Raw genomic sequence first — 23,485 nt, 5'->3', positions numbered from 1 at the left:
CTCATAAAAAAGCGCGGCAATCGCCGCGCTGTCTATTCGGTATAAGTCATCATGGTCGCGCCAACCGCGCGCACCGGCTACTAATATCGTGCCGTAACGCTCACACCGCTAAAGGCGGTATAACCATTTAGCATGACATGATAACGACCCTTCTGGGTGCTCTGCACGGTGCACACTTCACTGTTGCCATAGTTGTATGGACGACAGTCCCAGCTCGATAGCGTAGGTTTGGCGCCATAGCGAACATATAAGTCTGCATCACCCGACCCTCCGCTGATATTCACGCTAAGGCGCTGACCGGCTTCTACATCCACGTAGAAAAAGCGTTGCGCACCTTGCCCACCAGAGATGCCCGTGACCGGCTGACCATTTTTAAGCTCATCTTTAGGATCCGGCGTTGGACCACAATCCGGCTCACAGCTACTGTCAGCTTGGCTATAGAGCAATTTGTTAACCGTTCCGCGCGTGTCATTGATCTTACCCACACTGGCGCGGTTGCTAATCAAGCTTGCTACTTGTGCAGGAGATAGGTTGCTGTTTTCTTGCAAATATAAAGCCGCAACACCCGCAACATGAGGGGTCGCCATGGAGGTACCGCTGATGGTGCGATAACCACCGTCATACCATGCTGACTTGATTTGAGAGCCCGGCGCAAACACATCGACACAACTTCCCCAATTTGAGAAGCTTGAGCGATTATCGCTACTAGTGGTAGAGCCCACAGTCACACCACTTGGCTCACGGGCCGGTGAGCTGTTACAGGCGTCGGCATTGGAATTCCCTGCTGCCAACATAAAGCTCACACCCGATTGCACGGCACTGGCAACCGCTCTATCCAGTGCGGTCGATACACCGCCACCCAAGCTCATATTTGCTACTGACGGTCCACTGGCGTTGGCTGCCACCCAGTCAACACCGCCAATCACCCCAGACGTTGAACCTGAGCCGCTACAACTAAGGACTCTCACCCCAACGATGTCGACATTTTTGGCAACACCATATTGGCTACCCCCGATAGTACCGGCCACATGGGTACCATGACCGTTACAGTCTGAGGCGTCATTGTCGTTATCAACAAAATCATAGCCAGAGCGAGCACGACCGCCAAACTCAACATGTGACGTTGTCACGCCAGTGTCAATTACATACGCGGTCACACCTGTGCCATCAAAGTTGGTACTGTAATTGTTATCCAAAGGCAGGTTGCGTTGGTCAATGCGATCCAACCCCCAAACTGGGTTGCTCTGGTTCGCGTTTGGGGTGATTACCGGGTCCAAGGAAATCGTTTTGTCTTGTTCGATAAAATCAACTTGTGAATCCATGCGTAGCGCACGCAATTGCTCTGGTGTTAATTTGGCCACGAAACCACTCAACGAGCGATCAAACACTTTCTCAACCTTAACTGAGTGTTGGTTGACCATGCTGGAAACCGTTTGCTGTGTGAAGGTTTTTAACGCTTGTGGGTCATCACTGAGTGTCATTGGTTGCTTAAACACCACAATGTATTGGTCCTCAATACCCTGCTTATCTGATGCAACCACTAATGGTGCTAGCGTTTGCTGCTGAGAAATCGCTTGTTTACTTTCCTCTTGTTTTGCGAGCACAGAGGGCGAAGCAGTCACGAGCGCAGATGCGATACAGCAGCTAAGAACATGCTTTAACATATTGTATTCCTTACAATGGTTAAACGTAGAAAGTAATAATTGCCTACAAAAAACAACAAGCACGCTTATAAAGCTATGCATCAAAAAGCATTTTTTCTGTAGTGAGATTTGCTTTATTTGTGCAATCCATCAGCATTATTGACTACATTGTTATTTACAACTTATTTAACCTTTTGTTTACAATGCGAATTCGCGTGCTCGACACAGATCTAAATGTCTCAATGAATAGACATATGGGATCTGTTATTTTTGACATGTTGCACAAATGAGATGAAACTTGATTCAATCTTGTATACAGAGAGTGAGCATTGATCCAACAAAAAAGCCAGCGACATAGCGCTGGCGAAGAAAAAGTTAACAACTTGATTTAGATAGGGTTAATTTGGTTCTTCATGAATTAATACGCCGCCTTCGAGCGCGCCCACAAGGACATTGGGTACGCTCGCGTCTTCGGATGTCACCGCAACACGTGTACCGGGACCAATTGCAGAGATAGGAGCTGCCATCATGAGAGGACCCAGTTCCTTGTCATAGCCCAACTTCCATGATGGTGCAGCGGCGGCGTGATCATTGGCGTAAAGTCGACACTTGTTTCGGTCCGGATCAATTAAACAATCCAGACCATACTCGACGTCATCATAAAAAAACGACCACTGGTAATAACCAGCGTTAACACTGCAAGGCGTCTTGATAAAGCTTAAGGCCTCGTTGGTATCTTGAGTCAGAGTCAGAAAGCGCTGCGCATCTGGCACCATCGCCAAATATCCCAACGATTGTCCGTTGACATCGGTCACTGCGAGCTTTACCTCTTGCTCAACCATCGCGCGCTCATGATCGCCAATATCTGGCAACATGGAATCGGGTTGTACTGAAAACGCCATTGTGTCGCTCCTTTGGTTGCTTCGCACCATCATTAACAGTTATGTAACAACCAAAGATATAGATCAATTTCTCGGAAAAGTTTAGTGATGCGTTCAGTAACTGGGGAAAGCACTCATATCGCAACGCCTTATCGTGCAAATTTGCAGACTTACCGCATCAGCCACCAGCGCATTAGGCGTTTATACCAACGGTTGTAAGGAGGTTTAACCAAAAAGCTGGTGTCCCATTTATTGCGAGTGAGCACGGTCTTACTGTGACTAAAGGTATAAAAGCCCTCGACTCCGTGATACTGCCCCATGCCGGAGTCGCCAATCCCGCCAAAAGGCGCATCTTCGGCAGCGACATGAAACAAGGTTTCATTAATACCCATACCGCCGGCGTGAAGCTGTGTGGTGACTTGCGTGCGTTTCTTCGCGTCATTGCTCATCAAATACAACGCGAGCGGTCGTGGACGCGCCTGAATATAACGCAGGGCATCAGAGAAGTCTTGATAGGCAACCACCGGCAGGAGCGGGCCAAAAATCTCCTCTTGCATCACCCGCATATCATCGGTGATTTGAGTCAGTAACTGGGTCGGCCAGCGCTGGTTTTCAGCGGTCGGCACGACTTGCTGGTCGAGTGCACACCAGCGACGCGCGCCCCTATCAAGGGCATCTTGGAGTGTTTCTTCTAACCGTGTCGCTTGAGTTTGGTTAATAATCTGGCTGTAATCCGGGTTGGTTTCAAAGTCAGGATAGAGGGCTCGAAACGCGTGTTGATAGGCGTGGATAAAGGCTTCTTGGCGATGTTCAGGACAAAGCACATAATCGGGTGCAACACAAATCTGCCCAGCGTTTAAACACTTCCCGTAAATGAGCCGCGACACAGCCACATCCATGTCAATCTGATCATCAATAATCACCGGTGACTTGCCTCCCAATTCGAGGGTCACTGGTGTCAAATTATCGGCTGCAGACAGCATGACTTGTCGTCCAACCTGGGTTGAGCCGGTAAAAAAGAGATGGTCGAACTCTAACTCGGTAAAACGGCGTGATACTTCCACTTCCCCTTCAATCACAGCCACTTCAGTTGGGCTAAACACCTCAGCGATTAACGCGCATAGTTCCCGATTGGTGTTAGGCGTGAACTCCGAAAGCTTAAGCATTACCCGATTGCCAGCCGCCAACGCGCAAATAAGGGGGCTGACTGCTAGCATAATTGGGAAATTCCAAGGCACGATAATCCCAACTACGCCTTTGGGTTGTTGATGCACCACTAATTGCGTTCCCAGCAGAGTTATCCCGGTACGCCGCTTTTGCGGCTTCATCCATCGTTTTAATCGACGGCGGGTGTAATCAATTTGGTGCAGTAAAGGAAGAATGTCGGCTATTTCAGTATCAACGGGGGCTCGATAACCGTAATCATCACTCAAGGCTTGTTGTAACGCAGGTGACTTTTTCTTGATGGCCTGACGCAAGCGCAGTAGCGCATCTCGCCGATAAGGGTAATCTAAAAATGGTACTTGAGAGGCTTGCGCTTTCTGCGCGTCGAACGTCTCGCGCATCCTTCTTACATCTTCCAACCATTCAGATCCTGATCCCGTCATTTGCGTCTCCTGATTATCACCGTTACTGCTCCTCATCACTCATTGATGACACAGCCAATCCTTTCACGCAATAGAACGTGCTCCTCCATAACGAGTATTCACTTTCACATCACTCAATAAAACAGATCGATATCATGATAGTGATCACAATAGTTTTTATTTTTCCTTAATTTTTGTGAGGAATAACGAAAACGCAACAAAAAGTAACACGCATTTCACGACTCGGCTATAACATACGCCTCGCCTAACAAATAAGACAATAAGGTCCCTTCACTTAAACAGGTGGAATGGGTGTCATCACTGTCCCGACAACATACCAATGAGCAAATTAAAACGATGAAACGATCCCAAGACATTACCGATGCAGTTGGCAAAACCTTCTCGATCCGTGTCAATGGCGAGACGGTTCCTGCCATCGCTGGAGAAAGCGTGCTAAGCACCTTGCTTGCGAGCAATATCCGTGCGCTATCTAAAAATGATTATGGCCGATTAGCCAGTGCCTATTGCGGCATGGGCGTGTGTCATTGCTGCACGCTGGAAATCAACGGCCGCCATAAACAACGTGCGTGCCAAGTCGCCGTCCAGCCGGATATGGATGTCCGCACTGAAGCCAACATTGTGGTTGAAAGTAAGGATCTTGAAAGCAGTACCGTCGAGCAAGGAGAAACCCATGTCTAAACCTGTTGTTATTGTTGGTGCTGGACCTGCCGGCTTGTCTGCCGCGGTCACACTGGCCAAGCACAAGGTCGCGAGTATTATTCTTGATGAAGCGCCCAAACCCGGTGGCGTCGTCTACCGCGGTCCATGGCGAGATACTGACGCGCTGCCTCATTTGGATGATAAATGGAAAGCCACGTCACAGTCCCTTCGCGAACAATATCGCCAGCATCAGGATTTGATTGACCTACGTAGTTTGACGCGGGTACTGGGGCCAATGGCGGATCAACACCTCCTCACTGCCCATGAAGACACGCTATCAACGATTGACTATGAGCAATTGATCCTCGCCACCGGTTGCCAAGAGCGCAGCATTCCCTTTCCCGGCTGGGATATGCCTGGGGTGATGCTTCTGGGTGGTATCCAACTTCAAATAAAAAGCGGATTGGTCCGTCCCGGTCACCGCTGCGTGATCACCGGCACAGGGCCTTTGCTTGTCTTGGTCGCTTGTCAGCTTCACAAAGCCGGTTGTGATATCGCGGGTATCTATGAAGCGGCGCCATTCAAAGACTTGGCACGTGAAACGCTCGCCCTCCTTAACCGTCCACAGCTCGCGCTAGATGGCCTCTCCATGATGATGTATCTCAAACGCCATCATATCCCGATGCATTACGGTTGGGGCGTAGTTAAAGCCTCGGGTGACCCCCAAGTCGAGCAAGTCACGGTTGCCCCCTACAGTAAAGATTGGCACCCAGATGTTAGCCGTGCCGAAACCATAGATGCTGATGTACTTGGTGTGGGTTACGGCTTCGCGGCACGCTCTCAGCTCGCACAACTAATGGGGCTAGATATGCAGTACGATCATATGAGCGGGGCGATCCCCGTGGTGGACGAGTGGCAACGAGCCAGCCTCGACAATGTTTACTGCGCAGGTGATACCGTAAAATTTGCCGGCGCAGAAGCCGCCATGTTGGAAGGAAAGATTGCGGCATATTCAGCACTGAAGGCACGCAATATTTCAATGCCGAATCTTGATAATGAGTTTAAGGCTCTGCGTCATCAGATCGAAAAGAGCTACCGTTTCCGTAAAGGCTTTGATACGGCAGGCTATCGTCGCCCAGGCCTGCTCAGCTTGCCGGAAAAAGACACTGTGATCTGTCGCTGCGAACAAGTGAAAAAGGCGGACATTGATAACGCCATCAATCAAGGCGTCAAGGATGTGATTACGTTGAAAATGCGTACCCGCGTCACCATGGGTGACTGCCAAGGAAAAACTTGTGCGCACTATTGCTACGACCGACTCAATGAGAGCACGACGTCGCCTCAGCCTTTGATTCGCCCTCGATTCCCACTCGACCCTATTCCTTTTGCTGCGTTGGAGGATGACGCATGAAACAGTACGACATCGTAATTTGTGGCGGCGGCGTGATCGGCGCATCGGTGGCTTATCATTTAAGCCGCGAGCGCGACTTATCCATCGCCGTTGTGGACTATAAATACCCCGGAAACGCCTCACGTGCGTCAGCCGGTGGCCTATGGGCGATGGGCGAGTCAACCGGCCTTGGTTGCGGCGTTATCCTGTTTAAAACCCTTTCTAAGCAGATGCAAGAAAGCGGCGAAGGTGGATCACCAGAGATCAAACCGCACATTATGCCCAAGCCGTTCTTCGATATGGCGATGCTGTCTAACCAGCTCTATCCGGCATTGTATGATGACCTGATGACGCATCACGGTGTGGACTTTAAGTTTGAGCGTACCGGTCTGAAGTTTGTCATGTTTGATAAGTACGACAAACTCTATGCCGAGCACATTGCGGCCGCCATACCTGATCGCCAAGAGCATGTCCGCTGGGTGTCTCAAGAAGACCTTCACGCACAAGAGCCTAACGTGTCGCGCGCGGCAATTGGTGCGATGGAGTTTGAGGGGGATCACCAAATCAACCCCTATCGCCTCAACGAGGCCTATTTGGAAGCAGCACGGCAAAACGGTGTCGAGCTATATCTCAATACCAAAGTTACGGGTGTGGTGAGACAAGGTAACCGGGTTGTCGCGGTTGAAACAGAAAACGGCAAGCTAGGTTGTGGCACCATGATCAACGCGGGTGGCGCATGGGCGGAAAAACTCAGCTTGTGGGCAACGGGCATGCCAATGCCTGTCTTCCCAGTCAAAGGCCAAGTGATCGTCTCTGAGAAGCTACCGAAGCTTTTAAATGGTTGTTTAACCACCAGTGATTGTTACATCGCTCAAAAAGATAACGGCGAAGTCTTGATTGGCTCAACCACCGAAGAGCGTGGTTTTGATACCACCACAGACATCAAGTACATCAAGCAGCTGGCACAAGGCGCCATGAAGTCTATCCCCGAGCTGAAAAAGATGAATATCAAGCGCTGCTGGGCAGGCTTGCGTCCGGGCTCACCGGATGAACTGCCAATTCTTGGTGCAGTGCCGGGTATTGACGGTTACCTCAATGCATGTGGGCATTTCCGTACCGGTATGTTGACCTCTGCCATCACCGGAAAGGTGATGAATGAAGTGGTACGTGGTCTACCAACGACCATTGATCTTGAACCCTTCTCCTACACGCGCTTCTTGAATGACCAAGGAAAAATGATCGGTAACTATCATCTTGAAGTCGCGTTACCTTAATTCCAATTACATGGTCCCAACCACTAAAGCCTGCCTCAGTGCAGGCTTTTTTTGTTACTAAGCTGTAACTTACCGCTGATTTCCAAGCCGAATTTAGCGTGATAGACCACAGAACGCCGTTCGATTATTTGGCAAATATTGTCGCTTTATTGATCACAGGCTTATACTGGTTTTATCGCTGTGTTTGTCAGCAATCTTCGCTGTTATCGATAGGAAATGTGGTAGGCATGAACGACGAGCCATCAAAGAACGCAATACTGACGGAAAGTGGCACTAACGAGCTCGAGATCATCGAGTTTCACCTTATGAAACAACTTCCGGACGGCAGTACTAAAACCTGTTACTACGGCATCAACGTCGCCAAAGTCCGTGAAGTCATTCAAGTGCCTGAAACAACCGATTACCCCAATGCACAGCCTCATATGATTGGCGTGTTTTCTTCTCGTGAAAAACTCACTCCCTTGATTGATCTTGCAGGGTGGCTAGGGGTGCCAACCCGCCCTGAGAAAGACAATAAGTTTGTGATTGTCACCGACTTTAACAACATGACGAACGGTTTTTTGATCGACAGTATTAGTCGCATTCACCGTATCTCATGGGAAGCGGTAGAGTCACCCAGTCAATTCCTAGAAGCCGGAGAACAAGACTGTGTGGTCGCAGTGGTTCGCAAAAACAACAACCTCATCATGATTCTCGACTTTGAAAAAATCATCGCCGACATCAACCCCGAGTTGAGCATGGAAAAATATGACGTGACCCAAGACCGCAGCGTCAATATTTCCGAAACCAGTGCGAAAAAGCGAGAAGCAAAAACCGTATTGGTGGTTGATGACTCTGCCTTTATCCGCAGCCTGATCGAAAATACGCTACGTTCAGCGGGCTACAATATTTTGTCTGCGAAAGACGGTGGCGAAGCCTTTGAGAAGCTGATGGAGTTTGAGAAAATCGCGAAAGAAGAAGGTGTGGCGATTACTGAATTTGTGGATGCCATTATCTCAGATGTCGAGATGCCACGCATGGATGGTATGCACTTGGTCAAGCGCTTACGCGATAATGACACCTACAAAACCATGCCCATCGTAATGTTCTCCTCAATCATGAGTGAAGACAACCGCGCTAAAGCTTTACAGCTTGGTGCCAATGACACCATTACTAAGCCAGAAATTGGTCGTATGGTCGGACTGGCAGATAAGTATATCTTTGGCGCCCCACTCGACGATTGATAACGCGAGTACTCGCCTACCACGCCTGTGGCTCTCACCGCAATAAAAAAGGCTGCCGTCTAGGCAGCCTTTTGGTTGTTAAATTAATTCAAAGGTTAGTGGCTTGTGATCCGCTATGCGACTGATAACGTCGGCCACTGAAATAGGCCTTTGCGGCTTGGTTTACCTTCGGCGCTAACAATAGGCCAGAGACCATGGTCGGCACCGCCATCAATCCGTACGCACCGATCAAGAACAAGAACACCACATCCAGTGATACCACTGCCCCCAGAACGACCAGTGAGAGATACAGATACTTGTAGTACTGGCCGACTTTTTCGCCAAACAAATACACAAAGCACTTATAGCCGTAATACCAGAAGGTAAAGACGGTGGTAAAAGAGAGGATCAGCACTTGTGCCGCTAGCAACCACGCGCCTGGTGCACCAAACGCCGCTTTGAAAGCCGCCATGGTCAAACTCACCCCTTGCATACCCTCAGCTTGATCGAGCACACCAGTCACGAGAATGACTAAAGCGGTACAGCTACAAACAATTAAGGTATCGATGATAGGACCTAAGCTCGCGACCAAACCTTCACGCACGGGCTCGTTGGTTTTCGCCGCACTGTGTGCCATGACTTCAGTGCCAATCCCTGCCTCATTAGAAAAGGCACCACGACTCACACCGATGATGATCACACTCAGTACTCCACCAAACATCGCATCCGGTGAAAAAGCACTGGCAAATATAGACTGGAACACACCGGGCACACGTTCCGCATTGAGCGCCAACGCGGCTACCGCCATGACCATATAGCTTCCCGCCATCAAAGGCACCAAAGCCCCAGCGACGTCAGCGACACGCTTAAGGCCACCCCAAATTACCATGCCGACGAACACGGCCAGAACAATACCCATCCCCCACGAGAAGGCACTGCTCTCTAACCAAGCGACTCCCGGAAACAGTTGAGTTTGCACCACAGCGCCAAGTTGGTTGATCTGAAATGACGGCACAAATCCCATCAGACCCGCAATGGCAAACATCACCGCCAACCATTTAAACTTCGGGCCCAACCCATGCTGAACCGTATACATGGGGCCACCGTGTACATTTCCCTTGGCGTCTTTGTGGCGGTACATGACTCCCAGTGTGCAGGTATAAAACTTGGTCGATACCCCCAGTAGCGCGGTGAGCCACATCCAAAAAACCGCCCCCGGTCCACCCGCACTCAGCGCCAGTGCGACGCCCGCGATATTGCCAAGACCTAACGTACCCGACAGTGCGGCCGCTAAGGCTTTGCGATGAGATAAATCACCATGACCGCTGCCATCATCCACTTTACCGGTTAATAGCTTGACGCTGTGCGCCATGTAACGAAAAGGCGTGAGCTTTCCGTACAGAGTGAAAAACAATCCGCCACCGACCAGCAAGATCAGCATCGGTTTTCCCCAGATAAAACCTACAAAGGCGTTAATCCATTCTTCAATCATGTCTCGCATCCTTTCTTGATGCTTGGCTAATTACTTTGCTCTCTAGACTCCGGCCTAGTCGATGCACGCCAACCAGCAAAATAATTAGACCATAAAGCAATAAATTCTTACTGGCGTGACTAAAAACCCATCCAAATTACGGATAAATCCGTAACATCGCGACCAAAACCCAGCCAATACGTGACTTTGATCTCATCAGTAATGCACTAGGATGAATAATTACCGCAGCACTTTGATTTGAACACAAATAAATAAAGCGACCCACACCTATCCAAAACAACACGGGCACAAAACGTTTAACCTTACTTTTCGCCGGTGTTTAGCCCCAGTGCCATTCGCTATACTTCGCGCGTCTTTTAAACCCACAACCCATGCACTGGATTTACGCTCCAGCCAGCAAGAGGAAACAACATGTCCGCCTACGTTATTTGTGCGCTATATAAGTTCGTCACCCTTGATGACTACCAAGACCTTCGCGCCCCGCTGCAAGAGGTGATGGAAAAAAACCAAGTACGCGGCACGCTACTGCTCGCGAAAGAAGGGATTAACGGCACCGTCGCCGCCCGCCGTGAAGGAATTGATGCCCTGTTTGCTTGGTTTAAAAACGATGCTCGCCTTGCGGACATTGGCTACAAAGAGTCCTTTGAAGACAGCCAACCTTTTAACCGCACCAAGGTAAAGCTGAAAAAAGAAATCGTCACCATGGGTGTTGAGGGAATTGATCCTCGCCATACAGTCGGCACCTACGTGAAGCCGACGGAATGGAACGATCTGATTAGCAATCCTGAGGTGCTGGTCATTGATACACGGAACGACTACGAAATTGAAATCGGGACCTTTGAGCGCGCAGTTAACCCTCATACCGAAAGCTTTCGTGATTTTCCCGAGTATGTAGAAAAGCACCTCGATCCAAGCAAGCATAAAAAAGTTGCCATGTTCTGTACCGGTGGCATTCGCTGCGAAAAATCAACGGCCTTTTTGAAGGAAAAAGGCTTTGACGAGGTCTATCACTTGGAAGGAGGGATCCTAAAATACCTCGAAGAAGTGCCTGAGAGTAATAGCCTTTGGAATGGCGAATGCTATGTGTTTGATGGCCGCGTGGCGGTAAATCATTCGCTCGAGAAAGGATCGTACGCGATGTGTAATGCATGCCGCCTACCCATTACTAAAGCCGATATGGAAAGCGAGCACTACGAGCAAGGCGTATCCTGTCCAAAGTGTCATGACAAGCATACCGAGGAGCAGAAAGCGCGTTTTCGTGAGCGCGAACGTCAAGTGCAACTGGCTCGCGAGCGCGGAGAGCAACACGTCGGAGGCGAAGCGAAACACATTATCGAAGCGCGGCGTGCGATGAAAAAGCAAAAGAAACAAGCACAAAAGAAAGACGCTTAATCCGTCTATAACGACACGAGACTTTACACGGCACGCAATGATAGCGTGCCGTTTTCGTTTCTATCTCCTCTCCTGCTAGGCTATAGTCGTCATTGACGATACCTAGGCGAATCATACTGATACGCACACGGATGGCCTGCAAGGAGAACATGTGATCGTTGGCCCACTCTACGCGCTCATCGGCGCTGCGCTCATTTTAGTCACAGTTTGGACACCTTGGCTTGCTCTCGATGTACTGCTGCTTTGGAGTGGCATCGCCTTTATTGCCGTGAGTCTTGCATACTGGCGTAATCAGCCGCGCCTTTTCCGCAAGCGATACACCGGCCAACTCCCAACCCTCATCCATGGGGTATTTGCGCCATTTTTCGTTTGCACGCACCTTTATAATCGCTGGGCACGTCATCGTGATACCGAACCTGCTATTCAAAAAATTGCATCCGGCCTTTATGTTGGTGCTCGGCTGACTCGTCACGATCTGGACTACATTCAAACTCAAGGCATTGGCGGCATTTTGGACGTGACCGCTGAATTCGAGAGCTTAAACAGTTTTAGCGAGACCCGTGAAATCAGTTACCTCTCGGTGCCTGTCCTCGACCATGCGTATCCTTCCCGTAGCCAACTGATGCGAGCGTTGCAGTGGATCCATCAGCAACGCATGCGTGGCGAGACCGTGGTGGTGCACTGTGCGTTAGGCCGTGGTCGCTCTGTGATGGTGGCTGCGGCATATTTATGGGCCCTAGAGCCGGACAAAAACCTCAACAGCGTGCTAAACAGCATTCGTTCAATACGTCCCAAAGCTCAGCTTAATCGGCGCCAATTTCGGGCACTATCACGCTTCCAGCAAGACGGCGCATTAAGACTTGATCGACCCATTGCTTGGATTATCGCCAACCCAGCAGCGGGTGGTGGTAAGTGGCAAAAGCACAAACGGTATATTCAAGACTATTTAGGCGAAGGCTATCGCGTGGTGGTCCATCATACTCGCCACAATCGACGTACCTATCAACTTGCGTGTCGCGCCGTGGCACACCATGCCGATGTCGTGATTGCCGCAGGCGGGGATGGCACAGTCAATGCGGTAGCGCGTGCGCTGGTCAACACCGACACGCCGCTCGGGGTACTGCCCCTTGGCACCGCCAATGCGCTTTGTCATGCACTTTGGGGGATCAAATCAAAATTTCTCAGCATTGATGCAGCTTGTGAGGTGATTCTCGATGGCACCCCTCATCGCATCGACACCGCACGTTGCAATGGCCGTGTCGCGTTATTGGTTGTAGGTGTTGGCTTTGAGCAGCAAATGATCCGCTATGCGGCGCGTGAACAAAAAAACCAAAGTGGGCAATGGGCCTATTTGCAAGGCTTATTGGGTGCGGCAAATCAAAATACCAAAATGACCTTATCGATTCGTATCGATAAGCAGCCCTCTCAAACCATTGAAACCACCAGCATGGTTATTGCCAATGCCGCCCCAATGACGACCTTGCTTGCCCAAGGCCGTGGTCAACCCAATCACGCGGATGGCAAGCTCGACGTCACTTGGTTGACCCCATCGGCAACCAAGACTGGTGCAGTTCTCTCGCTCGCTGAGCTGGCCCTTACCAGTTTACTCGATACGCCCGTTGGTCGCTTCACACATCACCAACAGGCTACCCATGTCGCCGTGCGCTTTCCGCATACCACCGACTATGTCATCGATGGGGAAATTTATCGCGACCGCAAGCTCGACATTCGTATTCAGCCGCGATCGCTATCGATCCTTTCACCCGCAGTTGAGGACGAAGAGACTGATTGATACTGATTCAGTTTGTTGTATAGCGTTTTAGGACTAATGCCAAGCACTTCAGCCGTTCGCGTTTTATTGCCATCACAACGGGCCAAGGTTTGGGTAATCGCTAAACGCTCTAGCGCGTCTAACGTAAGCGATTCGGGTAAAATCATCGCCGTCGATGTGTTGGTAGGCGTGATCACCGCTGACGGTAAGTCGTCGGGCAAAATCGTCTCAGCACAAAGCAAATAGCCGTGCTCAATCGCATGCTTGAGTTCGCGAACATTGCCGGGCCAACGGTGGGCATTTAAGCGTTTTATCGCTTGAGGTTCGATCCCCTTCTGGGTGTGAAATTGATGATTGAGTTCGGCCAAAAAATGGGTCGTCAGTGCCTCAATGTCCCCCTCTCTCTCCCGAAGGGGTGGCACATTGACCACAAACTGGGCTAAGCGATAGTAGATATCTTCACGCAATCGTGAGGATGCGATTGCTTGTTGTGGGTCGCGGTTAGTCGCCGCGACAAGACGAACATTGGCGCGTTGATTGTGTGTCGAGCCTACTGGGCGATATTCTCCGGATTCCAACACACGTAGCAACTTTACCTGCAGCGCCTGCGGCATTTCGGTGATTTCATCAAGAAAGACGGTGCCGCCTTCTGCTTGATGAAAAATACCCGCGTGGTCTTGGTGTGCCCCTGTAAATGCGCCTTTCACATGACCAAACAACTCACTCTCTATCAACTCAGGACTCAGGGCTCCGCAGTTAATCGCCATAAAGGGGGCGTTAGGGTCACAACCTAATCGATGTAAGGTTTTCGCGACATGCTCTTTACCCACCCCGCTCGCCGACAACCAATACATTGGCACCGGTCGGACCCAGCCGTTTTAAGACTCGGTACAAATGCCGCATGGGCGCTGAACTGCCAAGCAAGTATCCGAACTGGTTCGCTTGACTCGTCAATATCGGTTTGCTCGCTCTACAAGATTGTCCTTGCTGCATCAGCGTGTCATCAATAAACGCTTGAACCAACTCGGGATCCACGGGCCGACGAAAAACCGTCGCGACACATTGTTGCGCCTTGGCATTCCAGTCGGGATGCGGGTCGCCACGGCTGAGTAAAAGCCACTCGGTGTCAGGTGATTGTTCCATCCGTTGCCAGATAAGCTCCGCATCGTCTCCCAATTCATCAAGATCACACACTACCAGATCCGCAGGCGCGGCTTGCCACGCCTGAAGTCCCTGCTTCACGTCCGTAACTCGTGTCGTGTCGGCATCTGCCTGACGCAGTATGTCGCTCATCCAGTTTATATCTTGCTCGCTTAACAAAAGCGCGACAGAAATCCGAGACATCACCGAGCCTCCTTGATGGGTGTTTCGTTACCGTGCCATAGGCGGACAGCTCTCTCAACAATGAAAGTCATTTTTACAGGTTTATATGTAAAAATTACAGCTCGCTTGACTTAGCTCTCAGCAAGAAAAAATAAAAACTATTTATTTTTCAGGAAATTGCAATTTTGGCATGGCCTTCGCAATAGATTCTTTCAGCAACACCACGAGGTTGCTCAAATTCATCAAATAAGGAGGGTTCAATGAAGACGACTCCGCAAGGTCGATTTCATCCTTTATTTGTCGCAATGGGATTTGCACTTGCACTGGGTGCCACAAGCGCGCATGCAAGCAGCAACAATCAATGGCAAGATCAAGCCAAAGACGCTTGGATTGACGGTAAAGCTGAAACCATGCTGTTGGTGAACACAAACCTCAATAATTTCGATATCGACACAGATGTAGAGCAAGGTGTGGTGATACTCACAGGTCAAGTAGATACTGAGCTGGATAAAAGCTTGGCCAGTGGATTGGTCGAAAAAATAGACGGCGTGTCCGGGGTTAAAAACGAACTCACTGTCTCGCAACAAGCAAGCCAAGCCGCCGATCTCGGCCAGACCGTGGTCGATACCAAAATTGCGGCGTCACTGAAGACAAGCTTGCTACTCGACCCAGACATCAGCGGCACCAACATCGAAGTGTCTGTTGATGATGGCGTTGCCACACTCTCTGGCGAGGTGAAAAGCGATGCGGCCCGCGATTTAGCCATATTAATGGCGGAAAACGCACAAGACGTGGAACGTGTCGTTGATAAGCTTGAGATAACCGAAAATGCATAAGCAATGACGTTAAGCGTCACCAAATGCCACTGACTTAACCGAGGAGGTGTTATGCGCCGCCAAGAGATGATTGATAAGTTCCATGAACGCTTACATAGCTGGAACCAAGAAATTGATAAACTTGAAGCAAAGGCTGATGTTGCCTCCGCGCATGCAAAAGCGGAATATCGCGAAACCATAGAGCATTTACGCGCCCGCAAAGCACAAGCGAAAACGCGCATCGATGAATTGCAAGATGCAAGCGATGAGGCATGGGATGAAATAAAACAAGGGGCAGAGCAAGCTCTCGGTTCGCTAAAAAGCGCCTATGACTCTGCCAAGCAGAAATTCTAACTCTGCCATGAAAGCGATAAACGCCGCTCCTCGAGGGCGGCTTTTTTATGTCGCTATGTTAAGGTGAGCCTTGTTGAGGGCAAGGAGGAACAATTATGCAGGCTCCCGCACTGTTCATAGCGATTTTAAGCGTATTTGGCGCAATGTGTGCCATTCAATTTGGCGCTTCGTTTGCCAAACAGCTATTTCCTCTGGTAGGTCCGGTAGGCACATCAGCATTACGTGTCGGCTTTTCGGCATTGCTACTCTGCCTTGTCTTTCGGCCCTGGCGCCAATGGCCGCGAGGCCGACATTGGCGAGCCATCATCGTCTACGGCAGTTGTCTTGGCGGCATGATGTTACTGCTCTATCTTGCCATTGAGCGGATCCCGCTTGGCATTGCGGTAGCACTTGAATTTACTGGCCCGTTACTCGTGGCGTTGCTGTCCATTCGGCGAGCGCGTGATAGTCTGTGGGTTATCTTAGCGGTGGGCGGAGTCATCACCCTCTTACCCGATCTTTCTGGTGTGGATGCACTTGATCCGATTGGCGTCGCCTACGCGCTTGCTGCGGGAGGTTGTTGGGCAGGCTACATCCTTTTTGGCCAAAAAGCAGGCAACCTTGCGCCCGGTGGTGGCACAGTGGCATTGGGCATGAGTATTGCCGCTTTGTATCTGGTACCAGCCGGTTATATCGCGACCGATGGCGCCATTTTGCAATGGCATTTATTGCCTTTAGGGATTGCTGTCGCGTTGATCTCTAGCGCCATCCCTTATTCGTTAGAGATGATTGCCCTTCGTAATATGCCCAAGCAAACTTTTAGTGTCATGATGAGCTTAGAGCCTGCCGTGGCAGCAATGGCGGGCTTGTTGGTGCTCGACGAACAGCTTGCGCTTCGCCAGTGGCTCGCCATTGGTATGGTGATTACCGCATCACTCGGCAGCACATTATCTGCAAGACGCTCACGCACCCATTAAACAAATAGACAAGCCGACAGGTGGGTAAACTAAAAAAGGTGCCGTCATGGCACCTTTTTCATCTTAGTTCGAGTCTTGTTGCAATCCGGTCGCGTTAGCTCGCTTCACTGAGCGGCACGGTACGCACACTGCCTCGCTGTTGCTCAATATAATCCGCAATCGCGGCTTGTTGCGCTTCGGAGAGATACAAGCCAAGTTTGGTACGACGCCATAATGCATCTTCGGCATGCTGAACAAACTCATACTTAATCAGATAGTTCAGCTCAGCCTGATACACACCGTCTGCAAATCGACGACCCATGTCCGCTTCACTTTGACACCCAGCGAGCATTTGGTGTGTACGTGTGCCATACGTATCTGCAAAACGTTGTGCCGTCACTTGCGCTAACCAAGGATAACGCTGCATAAACGATGCTGCCAACTGTTCGCGTGTGCAGCTAAAGTCGCCGCCCGGTAGCGCACCATTTGCGGTCCAAGGCTGACCCATCTTGTCAAAGAAAGGCGCCAGTTTACGCATGGCTGACTCTGCCAACTTCCGGTAAGTGGTGAGTTTACCACCGAAAATCGATACGAGCGGCGCTTGATTGCCCTGTTGCTCCAGTTCAATGGTATAATCCCGTGTGATCGCCTGCGGTGAATCAGACTCATCATCACACAATGGACGCACACCGCTGTAGCTCCAAACGACATCGTCTCGAGACAATTGTTTGGTAAAGTGCTGGTTAACCACATCGACCAAATAATCCACTTCGGCATCATCAATTTTCGCCGCACGCGGATCGGCTTTGTGTTCCACGTCTGTGGTGCCAATCAGCGAGAATTTATCCAAATAAGGGATCACAAACACAATGCGACCATCGTTGTTCTGCAAGATGTACGCCTGTGGGTCTTGATGAATGCGTGGCACCACAATGTGTGATCCTTTAATCATACGAATACCACGCGGTGATTTCTCGTGCAGGCTATCATCATAAAACTGCTTAACCCACGGGCCTGTCGCATTCACCAAGGCTTTCGCTTTACGCTCGAATCGCTCTCCCGTGTGGGTATCTTCCAAGGTGACACGCCAAATCGTATTCTCACGCTCTGCCGCGACCACTTGGCAGTAGTTACGCACTTCGCCGCCTTTCTCGCGGGTGTATTGCGCATTTAGCAATGTCAGGCGCGCATCATCCACCCATGCATCCGAATATTCGAAGCCAATCTTCATTTCGTCTTTCATATAGCCAGTTTTGGCCAGATTCACTTTATGGCTGCTGGGCAACGTAGAGCGTTTACCAAGATGGTCATAGAGAAACAGACCACAACGAATCATCCACGCGGGACGCAAATAGGAGCGGTGCGGCAAACGAAAGCGCATTGGGAAAGCAATGTGCGGCGCTTTGTTGATCAAGACTTCGCGCTCAGCCAAGGCTTCAGACACAAGGCGGAACTCGTAGTGCTCTAGATAGCGCAAACCACCGTGGATTAGCTTAGAGCTTGCAGAAGACGTCGCTGACGCAAAATCTTTTGCGTCGTACAGGCCGACGTTCAGACCACGGCCTGCTGCATCGGCTGCGATACCCGCACCATTGATGCCTCCTCCGACGACCAGAATATCGAGTAAAGTTTCGTTATGAGTAGTTGGCGTAGTCATTGTTAGTCGACCTTGTTCCTTTTTGAGCGAACGAACATTTATTTATGGGTTTAACTGTATATCAACTTTCGTTTTCGGTCACTAAAAATGTTCGAAAAAAACCTATCGTCTGTGACTAATGTAGAATAATAGTTAACAGCCTGAATGATATGTAAACTAAATACTGGCTTATTACGTAGCGTCGAGCGCGTTTTGACGGGAAGGTTGTCTATATCAGTCTGTTTTTGTAGACGTTAAGACATGCATGAAAGCGACAGCTAGAATGATAAAAAAAGGGCGCGAATGCGCGCCCTTGAGGAGAGGTAACGAGGATTAATCTTCGTCTTCGTTGTGCAGCGACGCCCAAGCTTGCGCACATTTCACCGCGCGTTTCCAGCCACGGTAGCGACGGTTACGTTTTTCTTCGTCCTGATGAGGCTCAAAGCTTCGATTCAGTTTTGCTTTGTCTTTTAGCTCGTCCAAGCCGTCCCAGAAGCCTACAGCCATACCCGCCAGATAAGCGGCACCCAGTGCGGTAACTTCGGTTACTTCAGGGCGATGCACTTCGGTATCCAAGACATCGGCTTGGAATTGCATCAGAAAGTCATTCGCCACCGCACCGCCATCAACGCGCAGTGCTGCAAGCTTGATACCCGAATCTGCTTGCATCGCATCCAACACATCACGTGTTTGATAAGCGATACTTTCCAAGGTGGCACGGATAATATGGTTAGAGTTAACACCACGTGTTAAGCCAACGATAGTTCCTCGAGCATATGCGTCCCAGTATGGCGCGCCAAGACCGGTGAAGGCAGGCACAACATAGACACCGTTTGACGTATCGACTTTGGTCGCGAAGTATTCAGAGTCATGAGCGTCTTCTAACACTTTTAGCTCATCACGGAGCCACTGAATCGAGGCGCCGCCCATAAACACCGCCCCTTCTAGCGCATAAGCAGGTTCGCCTTGTGGACCACATGCAACCGTCGTCAGCAAGCCGTGATTGGACGTGACTTTTTCCTGCCCAGTATTCATCAGCAAGAAACAGCCCGTCCCGTAGGTGTTTTTCGCTTGGCCAGCCTCAACGCACATCTGACCAAACAAGGCCGCTTGTTGATCACCTGCGATACCTGCAATCGGGATCCGCGTGCCGCCTTTACCCCCGATGTTGGTTTGACCATACACTTCGGAAGAGCGGCGTACTTCTGGCATCATTGATGCGGGGATACCCAGCTCGTCCAACATTTTTTGGTCCCAACACATATCGTTAATGTTAAACAACATGGTTCGAGAGGCGTTGGTATAGTCGGTAACATGAACACGGCCTTGCGTCATCTTCCAGACCAGCCAGGTATCAACGGTACCAAACAATAACTTACCGGCTTCAGCGTCTTCACGGGCCCCTTCAACGTTGTCCAAGATCCACTTCACCTTGGTACCAGAGAAGTAAGGGTCAAGCACCAAACCCGTATTATCACGGATATAGGACTCAAGCCCACGACCACGCAACTCTTCGCAGATCTCAGCGGTACGACGACACTGCCAAACAATGGCGTTGTAGATAGGCTTGCCCGTTTCCTTATTCCATACCACCGTGGTCTCACGCTGGTTAGTAATACCGATACCGGCGATTTCATCACTGCGGATCCCGGTCTTACCTAAGACCTCAATCAGCGTTGAACTTTGCGTCGCGTAGATCTCCATTGGGTCGTGCTCAACCCAACCTGCTTGCGGGTAAATTTGGGTAAACTCGCGCTGAGAGACACCGACAATGTTCGCATCATGATCCATCACTACAGCGCGGGAGCTAGTGGTGCCTTGATCAAGGGCGACGATGTACTTTTGCTCAGACATAATATGATCCTTTTGTTCTCTGTTATTTTAGTCGGTTTGGCGCCAATCGGCGCCATCCGTATTGTTTATGCATTCACTTCACGGGCGTCAGTTTCTTTTGCCTGCACCAGTGCTTCTTCATCGTCTTCACACTGATTTGGAATCGTGCAGCCGTGACCCGCTTGAGGCAGATAAGGCGCGATCGCTTTTGGATACAACCAGCCACCGAAGCAAGCACCTAGGATTGGTGCAACGATGGGGACAATAAAGTAAGGAATATCACGCGCACCGGTTAGGGCGTAATCCCATCCTGCTAGGTAAGCAAAGAATTTCGGACCGAAATCACGCGCGGGGTTCATGGCAAACCCGGTCAATGGGCCTAGTGAGCCACCAATAACCGCAATCAGGATACCAATCAGCAATGGGTTCATTGGCCCACGCGCGGCACCGTTGTTTTCATCACCTAACGCCAAGATGCCAAACATCAGGACTGCAGTAATCACAAATTCAACGGCCATCGCGCCCATAAAGGAAATAGCAGGATGCGCATAGGTTGAAAAAATCCCCGCGGTGGCTAGCGCTTCAGGGCTACTGCGTACAATGTTATTGGCCAGTTCATACTCGACAAAGAGGTTGCTATAAAGGCTGTAGACCAGTGCCGCCGAGGCAAAAGCACCGAGCATTTGTGAAACGATATAAGGCACGACCTTGCTTTTTTCAAAGCCGTGAAAAGCAGCCAGTGCAATGGTGACAGCCGGGTTGATGTGCGCGCCCGAAACGCCCGCGGTACAGTAAATGGCAATCGCGACCCCGAAGCCCCACACAATACTGATTTCCCATTGGCCGAAGTCGGCGCCTGTCAGTACTAGGGCGGCGACACAGCCCACACCAAAGAAGATGAGCAAGCCCGTGCCGATAAATTCGGCAACGCACTCTCCTAATAAAGTCGACGCTTTTTTGTTCATGATGATTATCCTTGTCACTGTTAGTAGGGTTACACGTTCAAAACCACACTAACATTTTGCATACTCTCATCATCTCGAAAACAAAATAACAACAAAAATGAGCGTTCGAGCATATATCGATGAATTGTTGCTGACATTTTTGTTAAGCACATCATCATTTGAGCAGGTTCGCGCACAATTTGAGCAGATCGGAGGAGTGGATGACGTTAACGCCACGTAAAATCGGTCAACATCTCACCAAAAGAAAAGGAGAGCCTCGGCTCTCCTACTAACGGTGCGGAAAACACCATGGTTTATTGGTCGTCCGACTTGGACAAGGCTTGCTGCGCCGCATGGCCAATCGCATCGATATCGGCGTTGTGCGCGGCTAAAAATCGCTCAAACAAAGGCATCAACGCGCCCATCTTTTCGTCAATGGCATCTCGCACGGTATCAACCACCACTTGCGTGCCGCGTTCAATTTCAACATTGATCGCTGTTCCCGCCTGTTTGGCCTCGAATGTTGTCATTCTACGCGTCTCTGGGATCAGCCACACCTCGAACCAACCATCGTTTTTATTGACGTCAGATACCGTCAAACTGGCCCCGTTGAGCGCAATGTAGCCTTTCGGGAAGATGTACTTCATCCATTCATGCGGCACAGAGACGCGAATGCGATAGTTATCGTCAATCTGTTGAACGTCTAGAACGGTAGTATTGAAATCAATATGGCCAGATAACGGGTGCCCGCCCACTTCTGCCCCTTCTTTGGCCGCGCGTTCAGCATTAACCGTGTCGCCTACGTCTACCGCTTTTAATGTGGTGACGGCAAGGCTTTGCAACATCACATCAAACCGTACCAAGGTTTCATCAAGCTGCTCAGTAACCGTTAAACACACACCATCGATAGCGATGCTGGCACCAATTTCAAGCCCCTCGCAAAATCCAGCGGGGAAGCGGATATCCAGAGTTCGTAATCCACCCTGATCGCGGCAACGCTCAATGGTCGCGACCGCTTGAATAATCCCAGTAAACATAGCCGTTCCTATCGTTAATTTTGGCTCATCATACTGCGAAGTCGCTGTATTCGCCACTCGCTCAATAAGTGATAATCACTATCATTAGCATTGCCAGATTGACGAGTTAGGCGTATAGTGCGCGCTTTTATGCGTCAGTGAAGTTTTATGAGCATGCAGTATCCTCTTTTACGCTTTGCCATCTTGGCAGCGCTTTCCATGAGTGCCCAAGCCGCGAGTACCGACGACACATCGGTTCCCAAAGAGATTGAGACCGTCAAAGTACAAGGCGAGCAGCTAAAGCACCCAATTACCCTTATCTCTCCGGGAAAATCCACGTTAGAGCTGGATGATATTCAACGCGAACAAGCCCACAACATCGGTGAGCTGGTAATGAAAATGCCGGGCGTATCACTTGATGGTGGCGCGCGCCCGGGTAGTGAACGCATTAATGTCTGGGGATTCTCACACCCTTCCGCGCTCTCGATCCGTGTCGATGGCGCCCCCGTCGGCTTTCAACAATATCGCTATGGTAGCTTTTTTCTTGACCCTCAACTGCTACGTTCGGTACACCTTATCAAAGGCGACCATAACGTTCGCGCCAGCCTTGGCGCTTTCGCAGGCAGTTTTGTGATGGAAACGAAAGAGGCCACTGACTTTCTTGATCCAGATTCGTCGATTGGCGCCATGGCGCAAGCGGGTTTCAACAGTGTGAACCATCAATGGAAGCGCAGTGTCACCACCTATGGTGCGTCTGACTCTGGGTGGTCCGTGCTATTGCATGGCTCTCGACGTGATGCCGATGATATCGAGCTAGGCAACGGTGACGTTTTTACCTTCTCTGGCTACCGTCAACACAGTTTGCTGGGTAAAGTTCGCTACCAATCCGACGCGCACAATATGATGTTCAGCCATACGCGCTATGATGACCAAGGGCGAAAACCGTGGGCAAACCGACGGGGAGCCATGCCATCGGTAACGCCCTACAAAATTAAAAAGTATGGTAGCTACGATGCCGCGCTGTATGCCGCCTCAGTGGATAATCATTATCGCGAATATACCAGCACCTTAAATTACCACTACCAGCCTTATAATGATTACATTGATACCCGCGGATTCAACTGCGAAGTGCAACACTCTCGTCTGCAGCCTGACATAACTTGTTAAAGATAACGCTAGGCTGCCTAAAACCAAGACATTTTCTTGGTCGAGCATTCAAGCGGGCCACAGCTTGCATCACCTCTTCTTCTGTGATTTCACGCAGGTCAGTGCCCTTGGGAATATACTGCCTGAGCAGCCCGTTACTGTTGTCGTTTATAACGTACACCCACACGTAAA

The 23,485-nt window shown here is 50.2% G+C and carries 20 protein-coding genes and 1 pseudogene; 10 read left to right on the top strand and 11 right to left on the bottom strand.

Annotated features, from left to right (window positions below):
• Nucleotides 1-80: 80 nt before the first annotated feature.
• The 3 genes from BGK46_RS05160 to BGK46_RS05150 form a co-directional block, all read right to left on the bottom strand.
• Complete coding sequence (locus BGK46_RS05160) at nucleotides 81-1,664, bottom strand: S8 family peptidase (protein WP_069587505.1); 1,584 nt, start codon at nucleotides 1,662-1,664, stop codon at nucleotides 81-83.
• Nucleotides 1,665-2,041: 377 nt separating this feature from the next.
• Nucleotides 2,042-2,545, bottom strand: coding sequence for a hypothetical protein (locus BGK46_RS05155; RefSeq protein WP_069587504.1), 504 nt, complete (start codon nucleotides 2,543-2,545; stop codon nucleotides 2,042-2,044).
• 149 nt (nucleotides 2,546-2,694) lie between these two features.
• Nucleotides 2,695-4,131 carry a coniferyl aldehyde dehydrogenase gene (locus tag BGK46_RS05150; RefSeq protein WP_069587503.1) on the bottom strand — a complete coding sequence of 479 codons (1,437 nt, stop codon included), beginning with the start codon at nucleotides 4,129-4,131 and terminating at the stop codon, nucleotides 2,695-2,697.
• Nucleotides 4,132-4,467: 336 nt separating this feature from the next.
• On the opposite strand from BGK46_RS05150, the gene BGK46_RS05145 reads away from it, so the two are divergent.
• From BGK46_RS05145 to BGK46_RS05130, 4 genes are all read left to right on the top strand, one after another.
• Nucleotides 4,468-4,809 (top strand): (2Fe-2S)-binding protein, encoded by a 342-nt coding sequence (locus BGK46_RS05145; RefSeq protein WP_069587502.1) that lies wholly within the window; start codon nucleotides 4,468-4,470, stop codon nucleotides 4,807-4,809.
• Nucleotides 4,802-6,181 (top strand): NAD(P)/FAD-dependent oxidoreductase, encoded by a 1,380-nt coding sequence (locus BGK46_RS05140; protein WP_069587501.1) that lies wholly within the window; start codon nucleotides 4,802-4,804, stop codon nucleotides 6,179-6,181. The genes BGK46_RS05145 and BGK46_RS05140 overlap by 8 nt, the downstream gene beginning before the upstream one ends.
• A complete protein-coding gene (locus BGK46_RS05135) occupies nucleotides 6,178-7,434 on the top strand; it encodes an NAD(P)/FAD-dependent oxidoreductase (RefSeq protein WP_069587500.1) in 1,257 nt (418 codons plus the stop codon). The genes BGK46_RS05140 and BGK46_RS05135 overlap by 4 nt, the downstream gene beginning before the upstream one ends.
• A gap of 227 nt (nucleotides 7,435-7,661) precedes the next feature.
• Nucleotides 7,662-8,657 (top strand): chemotaxis protein, encoded by a 996-nt coding sequence (locus BGK46_RS05130; protein ID WP_069587499.1) that lies wholly within the window; start codon nucleotides 7,662-7,664, stop codon nucleotides 8,655-8,657.
• A gap of 88 nt (nucleotides 8,658-8,745) precedes the next feature.
• Here BGK46_RS05130 and BGK46_RS05125 read toward each other — a convergent pair whose 3' ends face one another.
• Nucleotides 8,746-10,128 (bottom strand): alanine/glycine:cation symporter family protein, encoded by a 1,383-nt coding sequence (locus BGK46_RS05125; RefSeq protein WP_208759393.1) that lies wholly within the window; start codon nucleotides 10,126-10,128, stop codon nucleotides 8,746-8,748.
• A gap of 411 nt (nucleotides 10,129-10,539) precedes the next feature.
• Between BGK46_RS05125 and BGK46_RS05120 the strand changes: the two genes are divergently transcribed.
• Both BGK46_RS05120 and BGK46_RS05115 read left to right on the top strand, forming a co-directional pair.
• The gene (locus tag BGK46_RS05120; RefSeq protein ID WP_069587497.1) at nucleotides 10,540-11,520 is read left to right on the top strand and encodes a rhodanese-related sulfurtransferase; all 981 of its coding nucleotides are present in this window, start codon (nucleotides 10,540-10,542) and stop codon (nucleotides 11,518-11,520) included.
• 151 nt (nucleotides 11,521-11,671) lie between these two features.
• A complete protein-coding gene (locus tag BGK46_RS05115; protein ID WP_175418638.1) occupies nucleotides 11,672-13,312 on the top strand; it encodes a diacylglycerol kinase family protein in 1,641 nt (546 codons plus the stop codon).
• Here BGK46_RS05115 and BGK46_RS05110 read toward each other — a convergent pair.
• Both BGK46_RS05110 and BGK46_RS05105 read right to left on the bottom strand, forming a co-directional pair.
• Nucleotides 13,255-14,145: a sigma-54 interaction domain-containing protein gene (locus BGK46_RS05110; protein WP_084781279.1), complete on the bottom strand. Its 891-nt coding sequence runs from the start codon at nucleotides 14,143-14,145 to the stop codon at nucleotides 13,255-13,257. The genes BGK46_RS05115 and BGK46_RS05110 overlap by 58 nt on opposite strands.
• Nucleotides 14,114-14,635, bottom strand: coding sequence for a hypothetical protein (locus BGK46_RS05105; protein ID WP_069587495.1), 522 nt, complete (start codon nucleotides 14,633-14,635; stop codon nucleotides 14,114-14,116). The genes BGK46_RS05110 and BGK46_RS05105 overlap by 32 nt, the downstream gene beginning before the upstream one ends.
• A 239-nt stretch (nucleotides 14,636-14,874) precedes the next feature.
• Between BGK46_RS05105 and BGK46_RS05100 the strand changes: the two genes are divergently transcribed.
• The 3 genes from BGK46_RS05100 to BGK46_RS05090 all read left to right on the top strand — a co-directional run bounded on the left by BGK46_RS05100 (nucleotide 14,875) and on the right by BGK46_RS05090 (nucleotide 16,739).
• Entirely contained in the window at nucleotides 14,875-15,450 is a 576-nt protein-coding gene (locus tag BGK46_RS05100; RefSeq protein WP_084781277.1) for a BON domain-containing protein, read from the top strand.
• 51 nt (nucleotides 15,451-15,501) lie between these two features.
• On the top strand, nucleotides 15,502-15,783 hold the full coding sequence (locus BGK46_RS05095) for a hypothetical protein (protein WP_069587494.1): 282 nt from the start codon (nucleotides 15,502-15,504) through the stop codon (nucleotides 15,781-15,783).
• 95 nt (nucleotides 15,784-15,878) lie between these two features.
• Entirely contained in the window at nucleotides 15,879-16,739 is an 861-nt protein-coding gene (locus tag BGK46_RS05090; protein WP_069587493.1) for an EamA family transporter, read from the top strand.
• A gap of 94 nt (nucleotides 16,740-16,833) precedes the next feature.
• Here BGK46_RS05090 and glpD read toward each other — a convergent pair whose 3' ends face one another.
• The 4 genes from glpD to BGK46_RS05070 all read right to left on the bottom strand — a co-directional run bounded on the left by glpD (nucleotide 16,834) and on the right by BGK46_RS05070 (nucleotide 22,168).
• A complete protein-coding gene (gene glpD / locus BGK46_RS05085) occupies nucleotides 16,834-18,375 on the bottom strand; it encodes a glycerol-3-phosphate dehydrogenase (protein ID WP_069587492.1) in 1,542 nt (513 codons plus the stop codon).
• A 312-nt stretch (nucleotides 18,376-18,687) separates the two neighbouring features.
• Nucleotides 18,688-20,208 (bottom strand): glycerol kinase GlpK, encoded by a 1,521-nt coding sequence (gene glpK / locus BGK46_RS05080; protein ID WP_069587491.1) that lies wholly within the window; start codon nucleotides 20,206-20,208, stop codon nucleotides 18,688-18,690.
• Nucleotides 20,209-20,273: 65 nt separating this feature from the next.
• On the bottom strand, nucleotides 20,274-21,152 hold the full coding sequence (locus tag BGK46_RS05075) for an MIP/aquaporin family protein (RefSeq protein ID WP_069587490.1): 879 nt from the start codon (nucleotides 21,150-21,152) through the stop codon (nucleotides 20,274-20,276).
• 293 nt (nucleotides 21,153-21,445) lie between these two features.
• Nucleotides 21,446-22,168, bottom strand: coding sequence for a riboflavin synthase (locus tag BGK46_RS05070; RefSeq protein ID WP_069587489.1), 723 nt, complete (start codon nucleotides 22,166-22,168; stop codon nucleotides 21,446-21,448).
• A 147-nt stretch (nucleotides 22,169-22,315) separates the two neighbouring features.
• On the opposite strand from BGK46_RS05070, the gene BGK46_RS05065 reads away from it, so the two are divergent.
• Nucleotides 22,316-23,314: a TonB-dependent receptor plug domain-containing protein gene (locus BGK46_RS05065; protein ID WP_069587488.1), complete on the top strand. Its 999-nt coding sequence runs from the start codon at nucleotides 22,316-22,318 to the stop codon at nucleotides 23,312-23,314.
• Here the strand turns inward: BGK46_RS05065 and BGK46_RS17860 are convergent.
• Nucleotides 23,265-23,485, bottom strand: a pseudogene (locus BGK46_RS17860) (IS30 family transposase); the annotation flags it as partial. The gene BGK46_RS05065 and the pseudogene BGK46_RS17860 sit on opposite strands and share 50 nt — an antisense overlap.

Source organism: Salinivibrio sp. SS2 (genome assembly GCF_001722075.1).
Classification (GTDB): domain Bacteria; phylum Pseudomonadota; class Gammaproteobacteria; order Enterobacterales; family Vibrionaceae; genus Salinivibrio; species Salinivibrio proteolyticus.
The sequence above is the reverse complement of the archived record's forward strand: the minus strand, read 5'-3'. Positions and strand labels throughout refer to the sequence as shown.

What these genes read in the sequence shown, in the direction of transcription:
- BGK46_RS05070 (WP_069587489.1), bottom strand. Translation starts at nt 22,168, where the DNA reads ATGTTTACTGGGATTATTCAAGCGGTCGCGACCATTGAGCGTTGCCGC.
- BGK46_RS05100 (WP_084781277.1), top strand. Translation starts at nt 14,875, where the DNA reads ATGAAGACGACTCCGCAAGGTCGATTTCATCCTTTATTTGTCGCAATG.
- glpK (WP_069587491.1), bottom strand. Translation starts at nt 20,208, where the DNA reads ATGTCTGAGCAAAAGTACATCGTCGCCCTTGATCAAGGCACCACTAGC.
- BGK46_RS05145 (WP_069587502.1), top strand. Translation starts at nt 4,468, where the DNA reads ATGAAACGATCCCAAGACATTACCGATGCAGTTGGCAAAACCTTCTCG.
- glpD (WP_069587492.1), bottom strand. Translation starts at nt 18,375, where the DNA reads ATGACTACGCCAACTACTCATAACGAAACTTTACTCGATATTCTGGTC.
- BGK46_RS05075 (WP_069587490.1), bottom strand. Translation starts at nt 21,152, where the DNA reads ATGAACAAAAAAGCGTCGACTTTATTAGGAGAGTGCGTTGCCGAATTT.
- BGK46_RS05140 (WP_069587501.1), top strand. Translation starts at nt 4,802, where the DNA reads ATGTCTAAACCTGTTGTTATTGTTGGTGCTGGACCTGCCGGCTTGTCT.
- BGK46_RS05130 (WP_069587499.1), top strand. Translation starts at nt 7,662, where the DNA reads ATGAACGACGAGCCATCAAAGAACGCAATACTGACGGAAAGTGGCACT.
- BGK46_RS05095 (WP_069587494.1), top strand. Translation starts at nt 15,502, where the DNA reads ATGCGCCGCCAAGAGATGATTGATAAGTTCCATGAACGCTTACATAGC.
- BGK46_RS05120 (WP_069587497.1), top strand. Translation starts at nt 10,540, where the DNA reads ATGTCCGCCTACGTTATTTGTGCGCTATATAAGTTCGTCACCCTTGAT.
- BGK46_RS05090 (WP_069587493.1), top strand. Translation starts at nt 15,879, where the DNA reads ATGCAGGCTCCCGCACTGTTCATAGCGATTTTAAGCGTATTTGGCGCA.
- BGK46_RS05135 (WP_069587500.1), top strand. Translation starts at nt 6,178, where the DNA reads ATGAAACAGTACGACATCGTAATTTGTGGCGGCGGCGTGATCGGCGCA.
- BGK46_RS05155 (WP_069587504.1), bottom strand. Translation starts at nt 2,545, where the DNA reads ATGGCGTTTTCAGTACAACCCGATTCCATGTTGCCAGATATTGGCGAT.
- BGK46_RS05105 (WP_069587495.1), bottom strand. Translation starts at nt 14,635, where the DNA reads ATGTCTCGGATTTCTGTCGCGCTTTTGTTAAGCGAGCAAGATATAAAC.
- BGK46_RS05125 (WP_208759393.1), bottom strand. Translation starts at nt 10,128, where the DNA reads ATGATTGAAGAATGGATTAACGCCTTTGTAGGTTTTATCTGGGGAAAA.
- BGK46_RS05160 (WP_069587505.1), bottom strand. Translation starts at nt 1,664, where the DNA reads ATGTTAAAGCATGTTCTTAGCTGCTGTATCGCATCTGCGCTCGTGACT.
- BGK46_RS05150 (WP_069587503.1), bottom strand. Translation starts at nt 4,131, where the DNA reads ATGACGGGATCAGGATCTGAATGGTTGGAAGATGTAAGAAGGATGCGC.
- BGK46_RS05065 (WP_069587488.1), top strand. Translation starts at nt 22,316, where the DNA reads ATGAGCATGCAGTATCCTCTTTTACGCTTTGCCATCTTGGCAGCGCTT.
- BGK46_RS05110 (WP_084781279.1), bottom strand. Translation starts at nt 14,145, where the DNA reads ATGTATTGGTTGTCGGCGAGCGGGGTGGGTAAAGAGCATGTCGCGAAA.